The following is an 18690-nucleotide window of genomic DNA, read 5'->3' as shown; positions in this document are numbered from 1 at the left end:
ACTGGTTTGGATGCCCCCACCCCGCCCCTTCCCGAAACCCTCCGGGGGCGACAGGGGGCTCCGCCCCGGGGCGAAGCGGGGCTCCGCCCCGGGCCCGCCGTCCCCCTGCGGACCGTCCCGGACCGCTCGCGCAGTTCCCCGCGCCCCTAACGGCCCAGGGGCGCGGGGAACTGCGCGCTAAGCCACAGACAACCCCCAGACGACCACCGACCCCTCAAGGGGCGCGGGGAACTGCGCGACCAGCCGTCCACCGGGCCGCAGTCGAACCCCCGGCCGATCAGGGGCGCGGGGAACTGCGCGAGCAACCACCCACCGGCCCGCAGTCGAACCTCCGGCCGATCAGGGGCGCGGGGAACTGCGCGACCGGCTGTCCACCGGCCCGCAGTCGAAGTCCGGGCCCAAAAGGGGGCGCGGGGCACTGCGTGAGCAACCGTCCACCGGGCCGCAGTCGAAGTCCGGGCCCTGCGCGAGCAGCCCCCCGCACCGAATCCGCACCCCGTTCGGGTTTCGGCGGGGACTCACACGTTCGTATGACGCGGCCCCGCCCCACCGGACTTCCGACCGCCACCCCGGGTACTGCTGGAGTCGGCCAACTGGTCGTATCAGGAGGGGAACCCGTGACGCAGCCGTTCGTTCTGCCGGACTTCTACATGCCGTACCCGGCCCGGCTCAATCCCCATCTGGAGGCCGCCCGGGTCCACTCCCGCGCGTGGGCCCGCGAGAGGGGCATGCTGGAGGGGTCCGGCGTCTGGGAGCAGCGCGACCTCGACGCCCACGACTACGCGCTGCTCTGCTCGTACACCCACCCCGACTGCGACGCCGAAGCCCTCTCCCTCGTCACCGACTGGTACGTGTGGGTGTTCTTCTTCGACGACCACTTCCTGGAGGAGTTCAAACGGACCCAGGACCTCGCGGGGGCGCGGGCGTATCTGGACCGGCTGCCGGCGTTCATGCCGATGGATCTCGCGGACGGCTTCCCGGAGCCCGCCAACCCGGTGGAGGCGGGGCTCGCCGACCTGTGGGCGCGGACCGTGCCGAGCATGTCGCAGGGCTGGCGGGAACGGTTCGCCGAGTCCACCCGCAACCTCCTCGACGAGTCGATGTGGGAGCTCGTCAACATCGACGAGGGGCGGATCGCCAACCCGGTCGAGTACATCGAGATGCGGCGGAAGGTCGGCGGCGCCCCCTGGTCGGCGGGGATCGTCGAGTACGCGGCCAACGCCGAGATCCCGTCCGCCGTGGCCGGCTCCCGGCCCCTGCGCGTGCTCACCGACGCCTTCGCCGACGGCGTCCACCTGCGCAACGACCTCTTCTCCTACCAGCGGGAGGTGGAGGACGAGGGGGAGCTGAGCAACGGGGTCCTCGTCCTGGAGACCTTCCTCGGGTGCACCACCCAGGAGGCCGCCGAGACCGTCAACGACCTGCTGACCTCCCGCCTCCAGCAGTTCGAGAACACCGCGCTCACCGAGGTCCCGGCGCTCTGCCTGGACAAGGGCCTCGACCCCGAGGAGTGCGCGCGGATCGCCGCGTACGTGAAGGGCCTCCAGGACTGGCAGTCCGGCGGCCACGAGTGGCACATGCGCTCCAGCCGGTACATGAACGAGGAGGCGCGCGGGCGCGAGCCGGCGGTCGCCGGGGTCCTCGGCACCTCCGCGCTGGACGTGCGGAACCTCTTCGGGCGCCCCGCGGCGGCCCGGCTGCGCAGCCACACCCATGTGCCGTTCCAGCGCGTCGGCCCGTCCGTGCTCCCCGACTTCGACGTTCCCTTCCCCCTCACCCTCAGCCCGCACTGGAAGGACGCGCGAGAGCGGTCCGTCGCCTGGGCCGGGCGGCACGGACTGCTCGACGACATCTGGGACGAACAGAAGCTCCTCGGCTACGACTTCGCGCTCTGCTCGGCCGGCCTCGACCCCGACGCCACCCCCGAGGAGCTGGAACTGCACGCCGAGTGGCTGACCTGGGGGACGTACGGGGACGACTACTACCCGCTGCGGTACGGGCGTTCGGGCGACCTCACCGGAGCGCGCCTGGCGCACGAGCGCCTGCTGCGGGTGATGGACCCCGTGGACCCGGCCGCCGGGGCGGCGCTCGCGGTGACCCCGATGGAACGGTCGCTCGCCGATCTCTGGCGGCGCACGGCGTACCCGATGTCACCGCGGGGACGGCAGGAGTTCCGCGAGGCGGTGGAGGCGATGCTGGAGAGCTGGCTGTGGGAGCTGCTGAACCAGCACCAGCACCGGATCCCCGACCCGGTCGACTACCTGGAGATGCGCCGGTTCACCTTCGGCTCCCACCTCACCGCCGCCCTGGGCAGGATGCGGCAGGGGGACGCGCTGCCCGAGGCTCTGTTCCGGTCGAGCACGATGACGGCCCTGGAGAACGCCGTCATGGACTACGGGATGCTGATCAACGACTTCTTCTCGTACCAGAAGGAGATCGAGTACGAGGGGGAGCTGCACAACCTGCTCCTGGTCGTGCAGCGCTTCTTCGGCTGCGACTACCCGGCGGCCGTACGTGTCGTGGACGACCTCGTGCGCTCCCGGCTGCGCCAGTTCCAGCACCTCAAGGAGCACGCGGTCCCGCTGCTGTACGAGGAGTTCGCGCTCGACGCCGACGGGCGGGCGGCGCTGGACGCCTACATCCGGGAGTGGCAGGACTGGATCGCCGGGATCCTCCACTGGCACCGGGGCGCGCGCCGCTACGGCGAGGAGGCGCTGCGGGGCGGGTCGCTGCCGAACGTGGTCCCCTCGGTGCTCGGCGCCGGCGGCCTCGGCACGGCCGCGCTGCGGTTCGCCCAGCTCGTGGCGGGGCACCCGGCGGCACCGGTGGCGGGGCCGTCAGGGGCGTGATCGACTCTGCCGTATGGGCCAGGACCACGAACCGGTGCCCTGGGCCGCGGGCACCCTGAGCGGCACGTTCCGCAGCCGGCTGCTGTGGACGATCGGCATCAGCGCGTCCATCACCCTCATCCAGGTGGCCGGCGCGCTGCTCTCCGGCTCGCTCGCCCTGCTCGCCGACGCCGCGCACAGCCTCACCGACGCGGTCGGGGTCGCGCTGGCGCTCGGCGCGGTCACCCTGGCCCAGCGGGCGCCCACGCCCCGGCGCACCTTCGGTTTCGTCCGGGTGGAGATCTTCTCGGCCGTCCTGAACGCCCTGCTGCTCGTGGCGGTCTTCGGCTGGGTGGTGTGGTCGGCGGCCGGACGGTTCAGCGAGCCCGTCGAGGTCGAGGGCGGGCTGATGTTCGCGGTCGCGGTGGGCGGGCTCGCGGCGAACCTGGTGGGGCTGTGGCTGCTGCGGGACGCCAAGGACCGGAGCCTGAACCTGCGCGGCGCCTATCTGGAGGTCCTCGGCGACGCGCTGGGCTCGGTCGCGGTGATCATCGGCGGTCTGGTCATCCTGCTGACGGGGTGGCAGGCCGCCGACCCGGTCGCCTCGCTGGTGATCGGCGTACTGATCGTGCCGAGGGCGTACGGACTGCTCCGCGACGCCCTGCACGTCCTGATGGAGGCGGCCCCGGGGGGCGTGGACCTCGCCGAGGTGCGCCGGCATCTGCTGGAGGAGCCCGGGGTGCTGGCGGTCCACGATCTGCACGGCTGGACCGTCACCTCGGGGATGCCGGTCCTCACCGCCCATGTCGTGGTGACCGACGAGGCGCTGGCGCACGGGTACGGCGACCTGCTCGGCCGCCTCCAGGCCTGCGTCGGCGGCCACTTCGACGTGGCCCATTCGACCCTCCAGCTGGAGCCCGAGGGGCACTCCGAGACGCCCGGTGCACTGCACAGCTAGTGGAACGCTTGCCATCGGACCGGGGGAGCGGTACGCCCTTGTCACATCCGGGCCCGGCGCGTCGTCCTAGGGACATGGACATCGCCATTGCGGGAGGGACGGGGACGCTGGGAAGCCGCGTCGCCGAGGAGCTGCGTACGCGGGGGCACCGCGTACGGGTGCTGAGCCGCAGGTCCCGGGAGTACCCGGTCGACCTGACCACCGGGGAGGGGCTGATCGACGCCCTTGCGGGGTGCGACGTCGTGGTGGACGCCTCCAACGCGCACGGGTCGTCCAAGGGGGCGTCCCGCACGCTGGTGGACGGGACGCGGCGGCTGCTCGCCGCCGCGCGGGCGGTGGGCGTACAGCACCACGTATGCGTCTCGATCGTGGGCTGCGACATGGTGCCGATGGGGTATTTGCAGGTCAAGGCCGAACAGGAGTGGGTCGTCCGGGAGGGCAGGGTGCCCTGGACGATCGTGCGGGCCACCCAGTTCCACGAGCTGCTCGCCTCGGCGCTGGCGTCGGCCGCCAAGTGGGGCGTGGTGCCGGTGCCCCGGGCACGGCTGCGCACGGTCGCCTGTATGGAGGCCGCGTGGGTGGTCGCGGACGTGGCCGAGGGGGTGCCGCACCGGGGGCGGATCGAGATCTGCGGCCCGGAGGACACCGATGTGCGCGAGATGGCCCGGGTGTGGCGGGCGGTCACCGGCCGCAAGGCCGTCCTGATGCCGGTGCCGCTGCCCGGCCGTACGGGGCAGGCGCTGCGGGCGGGCGCGCTCACCATCGAGCGGCCGGACGTGCGCGGCACCATGTCCTTCGGGGAGTGGCTGCGGACCGAGCAGGTCTGGGCGAGCGTCGCGGGGACGCGGTGAGCGCGGGGGCCGGGCGCGGGCCGCTGTCCGGCGAGGACGGACTGGCCCGCGCCTTCGAGCGGGAGCGGCCCCGGCTGCTGCGGGTCGCCTACACGACGACGGGGTGCCTTGCGGAGGCCGAGGACTGCGTCCAGGAGGCGTGGCTGCGGCTGCGGGGCCTGGAGGACCCGGGCGCCGTCCGCGATCTGCGCGCCTGGCTGACCACGACCGTGGGCCGGCTCGCCCTGGACGCGCTGGGGAGCGCCCGCGTGCGGCGCGAGCGGTACGTCGGCACCTGGCTGCCCGAGCCGCTGGTGGAGCACGCCCCGGCGGAGCAGGATCCGGCCGACCGGGTGACGCTCGACGAGTCGGTGTCGATGGCCCTGATGATCGTCCTGGACGAGCTGTCGCCCGCCCAGCGCACCGCGTTCCTGCTGCACGACGTGTTCGGGCTGCCCTTCGAGGAGGTCGCGGGCGTGGTGGGCCGCACCCCGGCGGCCGTACGCCAGCTGGCCTCCCGGGCCCGGCGCCACGTCGACGCCAGCCGCCCGCACCACCCGGCCGGATACGCCCGCCAGCGCGAGCTGGTCAGCGCCTTCGGCAAGGCCTGCCAGGAGGGGGATCTGGAGCGGCTGGTCTCGCTGCTCGACCCCGAGGTGGTCTGGCGCGGCGACGGCGGCGGCAAGGTGACGGCGCTGCACGGCATCGTGCGCGGCGCGGACAGCGTGGCACGCGGCATCGTCGCCCTCACCCGGGCGCACGTACCCCCGGACGGCCTCCGCCTCGCCCACGTCAACGGCGCGCCCGGCCTCGCCCTCCACCACTGGGACGGGGCCCGCACGATCGTGGCGATCACGGTGGACGGCGGCCGGATCACGTCCGTGGACGCGATCCGCAACCCGGACAAGCTGCTGCACGTACCGGAGGCGTGACCTCTCGGGGCCGCCGGGGGAGGCCCTGTGCGATGCCGACCGGTGCGGGCGGTGGGGCCGGTCGCTGTCGGAGACGCGCGCCTGCTGCGACCAATGACCTGGCGGGAACGTCATGGCCATTACGCGTCAGCAGTAGGGCAGCGCGCGGATCTCATCGCCCAGCTCGGGGACAGCGATCTCATGCCCCCGGTCGAAACTCTTGAATATCGGAGTCCCTGTCCTCCTGTCGACCGATGAGGCGTAACAGACCTCCATCTGCCTGCATTGCGTACACAGGCGGCTGGCTACGAGGGGGGCCAGGGACAGGGGCGGCCCCTCCGGACTCAGGACGTAGAACGTGTCATTGGCGACGGGCTCTGCCCAGGTGAAGGACTGGCTCTCGAAGTCGGGGTGGTCACCCGTCACGCGTTGCATGTCTACGTGGAAGGTTCGTGAACTGGGCCGATAGCTGCACGAAACGCTGAGAAGCCACGGCGTGGCGATGAGGAAGCCGGCCTTGCCCAGGGCCCTTTCAAGTCGCGGTGCGCATTCGGTCACGCGCAGGGCGGACTCCTGTGGACTCCGGGGTTTGTCGCCGTGCGATGCGCGGTTGCGTTCATCCTGCAGGGCTTTTAGGTCTGTCAGGATCCCCGGGATCTGCCCGTCGTCACGAAGGGCCTTCCGCAGGCCCGGAACGAGGTCGGGCTGGGTGTCGGCGATGGGTGCCAGGTGATGAGTGAGCCAGTGCGTCCACGTACCGAACGTTGCGCCATGTCCCTGGACGATGCGTTTTTGAAGCTCACACAGACCTTGCCGCGCCCGTTCGCGTTGGCTGTCGTCGCCGGGGACCCGGCCATCGATCTGTCCTCGAAGCAGCGACACCCCTGTGACTGCCAGGGTGATGGCAAGGATCTCGGCGGCTTCTAGGACTGCCTCGTACTGGTCCTTGGGGGTATGCGCCCGCTGGAGCGTGCGTACAGCGCGGGCGACGGGGTGGGGCAGGGTTGCCCGAGCGGTCGCCAGGGCTTGGAACGTAGGCGGAGGGCGCTCGTGGCTTGCCGGCCGTGTGAGGTCGACAGGCGGGGTGGTGGGGCGTGACGGGGAGAACTGCCTGGAAGGACGCGAGCGTTGCGAGGCGTCACCGAGGGGCGGCGGCGCCGGTCTGCCGGCGTCGAAGGGTTCCGCCGTGGGTGGCCCCACAGTCCGGGCCGGTGGCAGTGAGGAATCCCCGCGTCGATCGTGCTGCTGCCGCACCCGCCACCGCCACCGCCGGAACAGCAACCGGAGCCAGGCAGGCAGCACGCCGAACAGGATCAGGAACATGACCACGGCAAGGAGGGTGTTCAGCCAGATCGGGATGGAGCTCGGTCGATCGCTGGTCGGGATCGAGACCGCTGCCAAAAGCCCCCAGCCGACGGCCATCCAGAACATCCAGTCCCGGTACAGAGGGCCGTCGAACAGCCGGAGCACCGCGTTGTGCCGTTTCGGCAGGGCCGAAGGCGGAGGTGGAGACGGGGCTCCAGCACCGTTGTCCATGACCTAATGATGCCTCTGAGACTGTCTGAATAACAGCGATGCGTAACACTCGGTCGATGTCATTGCAGCTTTGAGTGACAGGGGGCCGGTGGAGGGCGGATCGGGGCGGTCACCCGGAGGACGTCGGTCGCGGCGGCCATGGCACGCGCCTCGACAGACTCTCGCCCTTGCCCCCGTCAGGGGTCCCACTCACGGGTCGCCGGTGAGCCGGACAACGAAGAAGGGCCCCGCTGCAAGCAGCGGGGCCCTTCGACATCGTGCCCGGTGAGGCACTGGCGGAGGATACGAGATTCGAACTCGTGAGGGGTTGCCCCCAACACGCTTTCCAAGCGTGCGCCCTAGGCCACTAGGCGAATCCTCCGCCGCAAACAATACAAGACGCTGAGGGGTGCTCGCGAACTCGTCCCCCGGTCAGGGATCGGGTACCCTGTGCGGAGCCCCTCACGTGGCGCTATCTGACTGAACTCCCCCAGGGCCGGAAGGCAGCAAGGGTAGGTCGGCTCTGGCGGGTGCGTGAGGGGCGCTTGCGTGTGCGGGGGCAGGGGCGGGATCCGGCGGAGGAAACCCTGGAGTGCCGTCCCCCGCAGGGCGGGACGGCGGCCGGGCGACCGGTGAGGGCGGCTTCGCGGCACTGACCGAGGTGGCTCCCGGATCGGCCAGGGTGGCTCCCGGACAGGCCAGGGTTGCCCCCCCGGACCGGCCGGGCGGCTTCGCGGGGCGGCCGGGGCGGCTTCGCGGGGCGGGTTGTCAGTCCGCCCCGATAACCTCGTAGGTGTGTCGTCCCTTGCGCTGTACCGCCGCTACCGCCCGGAGTCCTTCGCCGAGGTCATCGGGCAGGAGCATGTCACCGACCCGCTGCAGCAGGCGCTGCGGAACAACCGGGTCAATCACGCGTACCTGTTCAGCGGGCCGCGCGGCTGTGGAAAGACGACCAGCGCCCGGATCCTGGCCCGCTGTCTGAACTGTGAGCAGGGGCCCACGCCCACTCCGTGCGGCGAGTGCCAGTCCTGCCGGGACCTCGCGCGCAACGGCCCCGGCTCCATCGACGTCATCGAGATCGACGCCGCCTCCCACGGTGGCGTGGACGACGCCCGTGAGCTGCGCGAGAAGGCCTTCTTCGGGCCCGCGAGCAGCCGGTACAAGATCTACATCATCGACGAGGCCCACATGGTCACCTCGGCGGGGTTCAACGCCCTGCTGAAGGTCGTCGAGGAGCCGCCGGAGCACCTGAAGTTCATCTTCGCCACCACCGAGCCCGAGAAGGTCATCGGGACGATCCGGTCGCGGACCCACCACTACCCCTTCCGGCTCGTCCCGCCCGGGACGCTGCGCGAGTACCTGGGCGAGGTCTGCGGGCAGGAGGGCATCCCCGTCGAGGACGGTGTGCTGCCGCTCGTCGTGCGCGCCGGGGCCGGCTCCGTGCGTGACTCGATGTCCGTCATGGACCAGCTCCTCGCCGGCGCCGCCGAGGACGGTGTGACGTACGCCATGGCCACCGCCCTCCTCGGCTACACGGACGGCTCCCTGCTCGACTCCGTGGTGGACGCGTTCGCCTCCGGGGACGGCGCCGCCGCCTTCGAGGTCGTGGACCGGGTCATCGAGGGCGGCAACGACCCCCGCCGGTTCGTCGCCGACCTGCTGGAGCGGCTGCGGGACCTCGTCATCCTGGCCGCCGTGCCGGACGCCGGGGAGAAGGGGCTCATCGACGCGCCCGCCGACGTCGTGGAGCGCATGCAGGCCCAGGCCTCCGTCTTCGGCGCCGCCGAGCTCAGCCGCGCCGCCGACCTCGTCAACACGGGGCTGACGGAGATGCGCGGCGCCACCTCGCCCCGGCTCCAGCTGGAGCTGATCTGCGCGCGCGTGCTGCTGCCCGCCGCGTACGACGACGAGCGCTCGCTCCAGGCCCGGCTCGACCGGCTGGAGCGCGGCGCCCACTTCCAGGCCGGAGCGGGAGCGGGCCCCGCGATCGGGTACGTCCCGGGGGCCGGGGCCCATCCGCCGATGCCGCCCACGGTCCAGGCCGGCACCGGCACCGGCAGCGGCGCCGAAGCCGCCCGGGCCGCCGCGCGCGCCCCGCAGGCGCCCGCTCCGGCCGCCCCGCCGGCGCAGACCGCGCCCGTCCAGGACCAGCCGCCCGCCCCCGTCGCCCCGCCGGTCCAGGCCCAGCCCGCACCCGCCGCCGCGCCCGCCCCCCAGGCCCCCGCCCCGGGCGCCTGGCCCGGTGCGGCCGCCCTCGGTGGTGGCGGACAGAGCGGTACCGGACAGGGCAGCACCGGCCATGGCGGCACCGGTCAAGGTGGAGGTGCCCAGGGTGGAGGGGGCCAGCGTCCCGGTGCCTGGCCCGGGGCCGGAGGTTCCGGTTCCGGCGGCGCGGGCCCCGCCGCCCCCGCCACCTCCGCGCAGCCCCCGGCATCGGCCCCGGCCCCCGCGCCCACCCCCGCCGCCAACCCCGGCAGCGCCGTCCACGTACGCAACATGTGGCCGGACATCCTGGAGGCCGTGAAGAACAAGCGCCGCTTCACCTGGATCCTGCTGAGCCAGAACGCGCAGGTCGCCGGATTCGACGGCACCACCCTCCAGCTCGGGTTCATCAACGCCGGGGCCCGGGACAACTTCGCCAGCAGCGGCAGCGAGGAAGTCCTGCGCGGAGTGCTCGGCGAGCGCTTCGGGGTGCAGTGGAAGGTCGAGGCGATCATCGACCCGTCCGGCGGCTCCCAGCCCCCGGCCGCGGCGGGCAACTTCGGCGGCTCGGGCGGCGGCGGCAACCCCGGTGGTTACGGGACGCAGGGCGGCGGCTTCGCGGCCCCCGCCCCCTCCCGCCCGCAGCCCACGGCCCCCGCCCCGGCCGCCCCCGCTCCCGTACAGCAGTCGCCGCAGGGCTCCCCGCCCCCGAGACCGCAGGGGTCCCGGGCCCCGCACGACTCCCACTCCGCGCCCATGGCCCAGGAGCCCCCGCCGGTGCGCCCGGAGGACGACGTCCCGGAGGACGACGACCCGGACCTGGTGGACAACGCCCTCTCCGGCCACGACCTCATCGTCCGCGAGCTCGGCGCGACGGTGGTGGAGGAATATACGAACGAGTAGCGGCCCGGGGTTCGGCGACCCGTACGAGGGAGGATCCGCCACGGCGGCTAGGCTGGCTGCCGTGAAGGTCCTTGTCATCGGCGGCGGCGCCCGCGAGCACGCCCTGTGCCGTTCCCTGTCCCTCGACCCCGACGTGACGGCGCTGCACTGCGCCCCCGGCAACGCCGGGATCGCGGAGGTCGCCGAGCTCCATCCCGTGGACCAGCTGGACGGCGAGGCGGTCGCCCGCCTCGCGGCCTCGCTCCGCGCCGACCTGGTCGTCGTCGGCCCGGAGGCGCCGCTGGTCGCCGGGGTCGCCGACGCCGTACGGGCGGTGGGCGTCCCCTGCTTCGGCCCCTCGCGCGAGGCGGCGCTGCTGGAGGGCTCCAAGGCGTTCGCCAAGGACGTCATGGCCGCCGCCGGTGTGCCGACCGCCCGCAGCTATGTGTGCACCACCCCGGCCGAGATCGACGAGGCGCTGGACGCGTTCGGCGCGCCGTACGTCGTCAAGGACGACGGTCTCGCGGCCGGCAAGGGCGTCGTCGTCACCGAGGACGTCGAGGTCGCGCGGGCGCACGCGCTGGTCTGCGACCGGGTCGTCATCGAGGAGTTCCTCGACGGCCCCGAGGTCTCGCTCTTCGCCATCACGGACGGCGTCACCGTGCTGCCGCTCCAGCCCGCGCAGGACTTCAAGCGCGCGCTCGACGGCGACGAGGGCCCCAACACCGGCGGCATGGGCGCGTACTCGCCGCTGCCCTGGGCCGACCCCAAGCTCGTCGACGAGGTCATGGCGAGCGTGCTCCAGCCGACCGTCGACGAACTGCGCCGCCGCGGCACGCCGTTCTCCGGTCTGCTGTACGCGGGTCTCGCGATCACCTCGCGCGGGGTGCGCGTGATCGAGTTCAACGCCCGCTTCGGCGACCCCGAGACCCAGGTCGTCCTCGCCCGGCTGAAGACGCCGCTCGCGGGCGTCCTGCTGCACTCCGCCAACGGGACGCTGGACGCGCAGCCGCCGCTGGCCTGGCGCGACGACGCCGCCGTCACGGTCGTCGTTGCCTCGCACAACTACCCCGGTACGCCCCGGACCGGCGACCCGATCGACGGTCTGGACGAGGTCGCGGAGGTGGACGCGCCGCACGCGTACGTCCTGCACGCGGGGACGCGGCGTGAGGGCGACGCGGTGGTGAGCGCGGGCGGACGGGTCCTCTCGGTCACCGCGACCGGAGCGGACCTGGCGCAGGCCCGGGAGCGGGCGTACGCGGCGCTCGGACGCATCCGGATGGACGGCTCGCAGCACCGTACGGACATCGCCCGGAAGGCGGCCGACGCGCAGGCGTGACGCGCCCGCCACCCCGGCCCCGGCCCGGGGCGCGGTACCCCGCCGGGGCCGCGCCCCGGGCCTTTTCATCGGTGGACGGCGCCGGCGACCCGCCGCCCCCCGAACCCCGGCCCCATGGCCGGCCCTGCCGACCTTGCCCACCCCCTTCCCGAGGCTCGTTCCCGACCCCAACCCCACCCCAAAGCCATTCCATCGAGTGACGGGTGGGCCATCCGGATGACGGGTGGCGGGGGCGCAACTAGGGTGCGGCGGGAGCGGTCCGGCACTTGGGTCACCGGCATTGCGATGTCGGTGGGGGGTGCCACAGTGGGGGAGTGAGCAACGCCGACGCAGGGCAGAGGGGGTGACGTCCGGCCGTGTCCGGTTCCGGGATGGGTGATGAGGCGGGCGCGCGGTCCGCGCGCTCGCGGGCGCTGGCCGTGCTGCGGGTACGCAGCAGGGCGCTGGCCCTGGCTCTGCTGCCGGCCGCCGTCGCCGTGGTCCTGCTCGTCGCGGACGTGCAGGGCCGGATCGACGGACGCGGCTGGGACACGGCCCGCTGGGCGGTGACGGGCGCGGCGGCCGTGGTGCTGCTGGCCGCCGCCGCGGTCACGGCCGTGATCGTCCGGGCGAGGCCCGCCCTCTCCCCGACGGTCGAGCTGGCCGAGTCCTCGGCGCCGGATCTGTACCGGCTGGTGCGGGACCTCGCCGACCGGCTCGACGTGCCCGCGCCCTCGGCCATAGCGCTGACCCCGGACTGCGACAGCTGGCTGGAGGACCGCACACATCCGGCCCATTCCGTACGGGGCGGGCGCGGCGGCGCCGGTGCGCGCGGGCCGGGCGCCCGCGGGATCCGGGGTGCCCTGCGGGGCATACCCGGGATGCGGCGCCGCACCGACGCCGCGCCCGTCCTCGTCATCGGCTCTCCGTTCCTGTGGTGGATGCGGGTCGGGGAGCTGCGGGCCATCCTGGCGCCCGTGGTCGCCGGCACCGGACCGTCCGCGCAGCCCGACATAGCCTCCGCCCGCCGTTTCGTCCGGGGTCTGGACGCGGCGGTCGCCGTGACCAGCGGGCCCGGCGCGCGGCGGGGGGCGCGGCTGGTGCTCTGCTTCGTCGGGCCCGTCGCCCGGCTGCTGCTGCGCGGCTGCCGGACGCACGCCGCCGAGATGGAGCGGGGGGTCGCCGCGGCGGCCTCCGAGCGGGCCCAGGACGTGGACTACGGACTGCGAATCGTCGCCCAGGAGCAGGTCGGGCTCGCCTACGCGGGCTGGGACCGGCTGCTCACCCGGGTGGCAGTCCCGGCCTGGCGGATGGGGCGCTGGCCGTCCCGGCTGGACGCCGGGGTGGTCTCGGCGCTGACCGAGCTGTCGCGGCGGGACCGGCTGGCGGAGGGGTTCGCGTCCCGACTCGGGGAGCGGCCCGCGTGCGATCTCCTGGAGGAGCCGGGGGTGGCCGACGAGGCGGCCTCGCTGCTGGCGGCCCGGCTCTTCCACGGCGGTCCGGCCGAGCCCGGGCCCGACTGGTCGCCGGTGGAGTGGCAGCACTACCCGGAGGAAGTCGTCGACCGGAAGTGGCGCGCGGAGGCGGCGCGGCTGCACCGGGTGCTGGACGGGATGGGTACGGCACCGGGCGCGGAGCCCGCCGCGCCCGCCGCGCCGACGCTGGCGCGGGTGCTGGAGCATCTGACGGGCGCCGGGCAGGACGGGGCGGCGCTGGCGGCCGGGATCGAGGCCGAGGTCGCCGTGGAGGCGGCGGCGGCAGGCCCGTTGGTGCCGTCGGCCGATCTATGGGGCGACTGCGTCCCGCTCTTCCCGCTCCAGCCGCCGCGTACGGGACGGGATCTGCTGGCCGACCACGTCACCGCGATGGTGTGCTGCGCGGCGGTCGACACGGCCGGGGCGGCGCCCGGGCTGGACTGGCTGGACGGGCCCGCGCTGCTGGTGGACGGGGAGCGGAAGGGGGATCTGGGGGCGCGGGTGCTGGCGCTGCTGGAGGAGGGGGATGTGGAGCCGTTGCGGCGGTGGTTGGTGGGGGTGGGGGTTCGGGCGGAGAAGCCGGTGCGGCTGGTGTGAGGGGGGTTTGGCCCCTCCCCGCCCCTTCCCCAAACCCTCCGGGGGCAAGGGTGGCCCCCGGGGGCTACGCCCCCGGCCCCCCCAAGCGGGGGCTGCGCCCCCTGCACCCCTGCTCCGGGGCTCCGCCCCGCACCCCTCGCGGCGGCTGCGCCCCCTGCACCCCGCCTCGGGGGCTGCGCCCCCGGCCCCGGCTGGGGGCTCCGGGCCCGGGCTCGCTTACGGGGCTCCGCCCGGGCCCCTGCGCGGGGGCTGCGCCCCCTGCACCCCGCCTCGGGGCTGCGCCCTCGGCCCCGGCCGGGGGCTGCGGGCCCAGTCCCCTTACGGGACTTCGCCGCAACCCCCGTGCACCGGGCTGGCCGCCCCCTGCACGCTGCACCGGGCTCCGCCCCGCACCCCTCACGGGGGCGGCGCCCCCTGCACCCCGCCCCGGGGCTGCACCCCGCCCCGGGACTGCGCCCCGGCCCCGGGGCGGGGTCTGCGGGCCGCAGCCCCTCCACGGCCCCGCCCCGCAATCCCCGGGGCCCGGCGCCCGCCAGGACCGCCGTATCCGGAACCCCGACCTCCACATCCCGTCAATTCGCGACGAACAGTGACGGAGTGCGTGCGTTATGTGATGTGCTGGAGACCGGCCGCTGACCGGTGGAGTCAAGGAGGCGGGGGAGTGAAGGAGGGAAGGGGTATGGGGGCGGAGCAGATCCGGCGGTGGGAGTCGGGGGCGCTCGCGCACGCGGTCTCTGATCCCTTCGGACAGGGGCCGTTGCCCTGGCTGCGCGGTGGGGAGCACTACTTCGACGACACCGGGCACGTCGTGCCCTGGTACGTCGAGCCCGCCCGGCTCGGTCTGGGGCGGGCGTCCGGACCCCGTACCGCCGACGACGTACGCAAGCAGATCAAGGGGTTCGCCTCCACGGGAGCCGTCGCGCCCGGCGAGGCGATCGACTTCCACATCACCGTCGACCCGCCGCAGCAGTTCTCGGTCGACATCTACCGCATCGGGCACTACGGGGGTGACGGCGCCGCCCACGTCGCGACCAGCCCCCGGCTCGCCGGGATCGTGCAGCCCGCGCCGCTCACCGCCAACCGGACCGTCTCCTGCCACCACTGGTGGCTCTCCTGGCGCTACCAGGTCCCCTCGTCCGCCGCGCTCGGCGCGTACGTGGCCGTGCTCACCACCCTCGACGGGTACCGGTCGCACATCCCGTTCACCGTGCGCGACAACCACCCGGCCGATCTGCTGCTCCTGCTCCCCGACATCACCTGGCAGGCCTACAACCTCTTCCCGGAGGACGGCCGCACCGGCGCCTCGCTCTACCACGCGTGGGACGGCGAGGGGCGCCTCCTCGGAGAGGAGGACGCGGCCGTCACCGTCTCCTTCGACCGGCCCTACGCGGGCGCGGGCCTGCCACTGCACGTGGGGCACGCGTACGACTTCATCCGTTGGGCCGAGCGGTACGGATACGACCTCGCCTACGCCGACACCCGCGATCTGCACGCCGGACGCGTCGACCCCACCCGCTACCGGGGCCTGGTCTTCCCCGGCCACGACGAGTACTGGTCGGCCCCCATGCGCCGCACGGTCGAGCTCGCCCGTGAGCACGGCACCTCCCTGGTGTTCCTCTCCGCCAACACGCTCTACTGGCAGGTCGACCTCGCCCCCTCGCCCTCCGGGGTCCCCGACCGGCTGCTGACCTGCCGCAAGCGGCGCGGGCCCGGCAAGCCGGCGCTGTGGCGCGAAGTGGCCCGGGCCGAGCAGCAGTTGCTCGGGATCCAGTACGCGGGACGGGTGCCCGAGCCGTCCCCCCTGGTCGTGCGGAACGCCAAGCACTGGCTCTGGGAGGCCACCGGCGCGGGCGAGGGCGACGAGATCGACGGGCTCGTGGCGGGCGAGGCCGACCGCTACTACCCGCGCACCGCGCTCCCCGAGCACCAGGACCGCATCCTGCTCGCCCACTCGCCGTACCGCGACAGCGAGGGCGCCGTCCGGCACCAGGAGACCTCGCTCTACCGGGCCCCCTCCGGCGCGCTGGTCTTCGCCTCCGGCACCTTCGCCTGGTCCCCGGCGCTCGACCGGCCCGGCCACACCGACCCCCGCATCCAGCGCGCCACCGCCAATCTCCTCGACCGGATCTGCAAACGCGACTAACAGGACCAGCGGGACTGGCGGGACCGGCGACGGGACGAACCCCCGTCGCCGGGTACTCGTCGCGTGCGAGAGAATCGGAAGCGCTCCTGGATCAATCTACGCGGAGGAACCGTGTCCGGATTTGTAGAAAAGCCCGAGCCGATTCAGGTCCCGGGCCTCACCCACCTCCACACGGGCAAGGTCCGCGACCTCTACCGGAACGAGGCCGGCGACCTGGTGATGGTCGCCAGCGACCGGATGTCCGCGTACGACTGGGTGCTGCCGACCGAGATCCCCGACAAGGGCCGGGTGCTCACCCAGCTCTCGCTGTGGTGGTTCGACCGGCTGGCCGACCTCGTCCCGCACCACGTGCTCTCCACCGACCTCCCCGACGGCGCCCCCGCCGACTGGGCCGGGCGCACCCTGATCTGCAAGTCGCTGCGGATGGTCCCGGTGGAGTGCGTGGCGCGCGGCTACCTCACCGGCTCCGGCCTCGTGGAGTACGACGAGTCCCGTACGGTCTGCGGGCTCGCCCTGCCCGAGGGGCTCAGCAACGGCTCGGAGCTGCCCGCGCCGATCTTCACGCCCGCCACCAAGGCGGCCGTCGGCGACCACGACGAGAACGTCAGCTACGAGGAGGTCGCCCGCCAGGTCGGCGCGGAGACCGCCGCGCTGCTGCGCCAGACGACGCTCGCCGTCTACGGCCGGGCCCGTGACATCGCCCGGGAGCGCGGGATCGTGCTGGCCGACACCAAGTTCGAGTTCGGCTTCGAGACCGTCGACGGCGAGGACCGGCTCGTCCTGGCCGACGAGGTCCTCACGCCCGACTCCTCGCGGTTCTGGCCGGCGGAGACCTGGGAGCCGGGCCGCGCGCAGCCCTCGTACGACAAGCAGTTCGTGCGCGACTGGCTGACCTCCGCCGCCTCCGGCTGGGACCGCCACGGCGAGCAGCCGCCGCCCCCGCTGCCGCAGGAGGTCGTGGACGCCACCCGGGCCAAGTACCTGGAGGCGTACGAGCAGCTGACCGGCACCAGCTGGAGCTGACCGCGCGCACGAAGAAGCCCCCGGCCACCAGACCGGGGGCTTCTTCTCACTGAGCGGACGACGAGATTCGAACTCGCGACCCTCACCTTGGCAAGGTGATGCTCTACCAACTGAGCCACGTCCGCATGCGCCGTAGCGCGCAGCTAACTATACCCAACCGCGGCGGCGCGCGAGCCGCACCGCCGTGTGACGGTTCTCCGCACCGAGCTTCGAGGCGGCCGAGGAGAGGTAGTTCCGGACGGTTCCCTGGGAGAGCCCGGCCCGCTCCGCGATCTCCGCGACGGGCGCCCCGTCGGCCGCGAACTCCAGGACCTCGGCCTCGCGGGCGGTGAGCGGGGAGTCCCCGGCGGAGATCGCGTCGGCCGCCAACTCCGGGTCCACATAGCGGTTTCCGGCGTGCACGGACCTGATGATCTCCGCCAGTCCGCGGGCGCTCACCGTCTTCGGTACGAAGCCGCGCACCCCGGCCGCGAGCGCCCGCTTGAGGTGGCCGGGCCGCCCGTGGCTCGTCACGATCATGGTGCGGCAGCCGGGCAGTTCGGCCCGCAGGGATGTGGCGACACTCACACCGTCCGCCCCCGGCATCTGGAGGTCGAGGACGGCCACATCGGGCCGGTGGGCCCGGGCCATCGCCAGCGCCTCCGGCCCGGAGGCGGCCTCGGCGACCACGGTGAGGTCGTCCTCCAGACCGAGCAGCGCGGCGAGCGCGCCCCGGATCAGATGCTCGTCGTCGGCGAGCAGGATCCGGACAGGCTCCACCGCCCGCCCCTCGGCCGTCGTCATACGGTCAGCTCCTCGGCCGGATCCGCCGCGCCGCACAGTGGCACGGTCGCGGTCAGCAGGAAGCGGGTCCCCGAGCGGGCCGCCTCCAGCGTGCCGCCCATCGGGGCGAGCCGTTCGCGCAGTCCCGCCAGGCCCGAGCCGGGGGCGGTGGGGGCGAGGCCGGACACGCCGTCGTTCTCCACGACCAGGGTGACGGCGGGTCCTTCGGCCGCGAGGCGGATGGCGCAGCCGCGCGCGTTGCCGTGCCGCAGCACGTTGGTGGTGGCCTCGCGCACCACCCAGCCGAGCGCCGACTGCACCCCGGGAGGCAGCCCGGTGGTCGTGCCGGTGACCGTGCAGTCGATCCCGGCCGCCTCCAGCACGCCCCGGGCGCCGTCGAGTTCGACGCCCAGGTCCGCCTCGCGGTATCCGCGCACCACTTCCCGTACCTCTCGCTGCGACTCGCGCGCGATGCGCTGGACCTCGATCATCTGGGCCACCGCCTCCGGCCGGCCGCGCTCGGCCAGCTGCACGGCCAGCTCGCTCTTGAGGGCGATCACCGCGAGGTTGCGGCCGAGCACGTCGTGCATGTCCCGCCCGAAGCGCAGCCGTTCCTCGGCGACGGCGAGACGCGCCTGGACGTCCCTGGCCTCCTCGGCCTGCCACATGTTGCGCAGCCCCCAGGCGCCGGGCCGGACCGTGACCAGCATCAGGGCGCCCGCGATCACCACCGTCGGCAGCGGCGCGAGCAGGTCCACGCCCCGCGCCCCGGCGGCCGCGAAGGAGGCGGCGACCAGGACCGCGTAGCCCAGGCAGTGCAGCAGGAAGGTGCGGACCGGCACGAGTAGGGCGTACGGGATCATCAGCGCGATCGGCACATCGGCCAGGAGCAGCGGGAAGACGCTGTCCGCGTCCGTGGCGGCGACCGCCGTGAGCAGTGCGGTGCCGGCGCCGAGCAGGACCGCCGGGGCGGCAAGCAGCCGGCGGGCGAAGGCGCTGTGACCCAGGTAGTCGTCGTAGGCCGGGTCGATCCGGCGGGTGCCCACCACGCACTGGATGACGTTCACGGCGAGCAGCGCCGCGCCGAGCGCCGTGTTCAGCGCACCGCGCGGACCGGCCGCGAGCAGGGGAAGGGCGCCCCAGGTCAGCAGGAAGAACCAGAGCATCGCCTTCATGGTGTTGCGCGTGTACAGGTCCATCTTCTGGATCCTGCTGCGCTCCTGCCAGCGCCGTCGCCAGCCGCCCA

12 protein-coding genes, 2 tRNA genes and 1 other RNA gene are annotated in these 18690 nt (G+C 73.8%); 10 read left to right on the top strand and 5 right to left on the bottom strand.

The window, feature by feature from the left end; all coding sequences use genetic code 11:
- The first annotated feature begins 617 nt into the window (after positions 1–617).
- The 4 genes from ABZ404_RS17595 to sigJ all read left to right on the top strand — a co-directional run bounded on the left by ABZ404_RS17595 (position 618) and on the right by sigJ (position 5548).
- Positions 618–2849 carry a germacradienol/geosmin synthase gene (locus ABZ404_RS17595; RefSeq protein ID WP_358836148.1) on the top strand — a complete coding sequence of 744 codons (2232 nt, stop codon included), beginning with the start codon at positions 618–620 and terminating at the stop codon, positions 2847–2849.
- Positions 2850–2862: 13 nt separating this feature from the next.
- Positions 2863–3786: a cation diffusion facilitator family transporter gene (locus ABZ404_RS17590; protein ID WP_358836147.1), complete on the top strand. Its 924-nt coding sequence runs from the start codon at positions 2863–2865 to the stop codon at positions 3784–3786.
- A gap of 74 nt (positions 3787–3860) precedes the next feature.
- Positions 3861–4637, top strand: coding sequence for an NAD(P)H-binding protein (locus tag ABZ404_RS17585; protein ID WP_358836146.1), 777 nt, complete (start codon positions 3861–3863; stop codon positions 4635–4637).
- A 23-nt stretch (positions 4638–4660) separates the two neighbouring features.
- Complete coding sequence (gene sigJ / locus ABZ404_RS17580; RefSeq protein WP_358836149.1) at positions 4661–5548, top strand: RNA polymerase sigma factor SigJ; 888 nt, start codon at positions 4661–4663, stop codon at positions 5546–5548.
- Positions 5549–5674: 126 nt separating this feature from the next.
- Here the strand turns inward: sigJ and ABZ404_RS17575 are convergent, their stop codons facing one another.
- Both ABZ404_RS17575 and ABZ404_RS17570 read right to left on the bottom strand, forming a co-directional pair.
- On the bottom strand, positions 5675–7063 hold the full coding sequence (locus tag ABZ404_RS17575) for a hypothetical protein (RefSeq protein ID WP_358836145.1): 1389 nt from the start codon (positions 7061–7063) through the stop codon (positions 5675–5677).
- Between the two features lie 273 nt (positions 7064–7336).
- Positions 7337–7424 (bottom strand) — tRNA-Ser (locus ABZ404_RS17570).
- 72 nt (positions 7425–7496) lie between these two features.
- Between ABZ404_RS17570 and ffs the strand changes: the two genes are divergently transcribed.
- From ffs to ABZ404_RS17540, 6 genes are all read left to right on the top strand, one after another.
- Positions 7497–7591: signal recognition particle sRNA small type (ffs, locus tag ABZ404_RS17565), an RNA gene on the top strand.
- Between the two features lie 246 nt (positions 7592–7837).
- Positions 7838–10147: a DNA polymerase III subunit gamma and tau gene (locus tag ABZ404_RS17560; protein ID WP_358836144.1), complete on the top strand. Its 2310-nt coding sequence runs from the start codon at positions 7838–7840 to the stop codon at positions 10145–10147.
- A 61-nt stretch (positions 10148–10208) separates the two neighbouring features.
- The gene (gene purD, locus ABZ404_RS17555; RefSeq protein WP_358836143.1) at positions 10209–11465 is read left to right on the top strand and encodes a phosphoribosylamine--glycine ligase; all 1257 of its coding nucleotides are present in this window, start codon (positions 10209–10211) and stop codon (positions 11463–11465) included.
- A gap of 356 nt (positions 11466–11821) precedes the next feature.
- A complete protein-coding gene (locus ABZ404_RS17550; protein WP_358990529.1) occupies positions 11822–13516 on the top strand; it encodes a hypothetical protein in 1695 nt (564 codons plus the stop codon).
- Positions 13517–14195: 679 nt separating this feature from the next.
- Positions 14196–15659 carry a N,N-dimethylformamidase beta subunit family domain-containing protein gene (locus ABZ404_RS17545; RefSeq protein ID WP_358835776.1) on the top strand — a complete coding sequence of 488 codons (1464 nt, stop codon included), beginning with the start codon at positions 14196–14198 and terminating at the stop codon, positions 15657–15659.
- Positions 15660–15770: 111 nt separating this feature from the next.
- Complete coding sequence (locus ABZ404_RS17540) at positions 15771–16682, top strand: phosphoribosylaminoimidazolesuccinocarboxamide synthase (RefSeq protein ID WP_358835777.1); 912 nt, start codon at positions 15771–15773, stop codon at positions 16680–16682.
- A 52-nt stretch (positions 16683–16734) separates the two neighbouring features.
- Here ABZ404_RS17540 and ABZ404_RS17535 read toward each other — a convergent pair.
- From ABZ404_RS17535 to ABZ404_RS17525, 3 genes are all read right to left on the bottom strand, one after another.
- Positions 16735–16807 (bottom strand) — tRNA-Gly (locus tag ABZ404_RS17535).
- A gap of 22 nt (positions 16808–16829) precedes the next feature.
- Positions 16830–17465 carry a response regulator transcription factor gene (locus ABZ404_RS17530; protein WP_358835778.1) on the bottom strand — a complete coding sequence of 212 codons (636 nt, stop codon included), beginning with the start codon at positions 17463–17465 and terminating at the stop codon, positions 16830–16832.
- Positions 17462–18643 (bottom strand): histidine kinase, encoded by a 1182-nt coding sequence (locus tag ABZ404_RS17525; RefSeq protein WP_358835779.1) that lies wholly within the window; start codon positions 18641–18643, stop codon positions 17462–17464. The genes ABZ404_RS17530 and ABZ404_RS17525 overlap by 4 nt, the downstream gene beginning before the upstream one ends.
- Between the last annotated feature and the right edge of the window lie 47 nt (positions 18644–18690).

It is taken from the genome of Streptomyces sp. NPDC005878, assembly GCF_040629815.1.
In the GTDB taxonomy this organism is placed as follows: domain Bacteria; phylum Actinomycetota; class Actinomycetes; order Streptomycetales; family Streptomycetaceae; genus Streptomyces.
The sequence above is the reverse complement of the archived record's forward strand: the minus strand, read 5'-3'. Positions and strand labels throughout refer to the sequence as shown.

What these genes read in the sequence shown, in the direction of transcription:
- ABZ404_RS17590 (WP_358836147.1), top strand. Translation starts at nt 2,863, where the DNA reads ATGGGCCAGGACCACGAACCGGTGCCCTGGGCCGCGGGCACCCTGAGC.
- ABZ404_RS17575 (WP_358836145.1), bottom strand. Translation starts at nt 7,063, where the DNA reads ATGGACAACGGTGCTGGAGCCCCGTCTCCACCTCCGCCTTCGGCCCTG.
- ABZ404_RS17530 (WP_358835778.1), bottom strand. Translation starts at nt 17,465, where the DNA reads ATGACGACGGCCGAGGGGCGGGCGGTGGAGCCTGTCCGGATCCTGCTC.
- ABZ404_RS17585 (WP_358836146.1), top strand. Translation starts at nt 3,861, where the DNA reads ATGGACATCGCCATTGCGGGAGGGACGGGGACGCTGGGAAGCCGCGTC.
- ABZ404_RS17525 (WP_358835779.1), bottom strand. Translation starts at nt 18,643, where the DNA reads ATGGACCTGTACACGCGCAACACCATGAAGGCGATGCTCTGGTTCTTC.
- ABZ404_RS17545 (WP_358835776.1), top strand. Translation starts at nt 14,196, where the DNA reads ATGGGGGCGGAGCAGATCCGGCGGTGGGAGTCGGGGGCGCTCGCGCAC.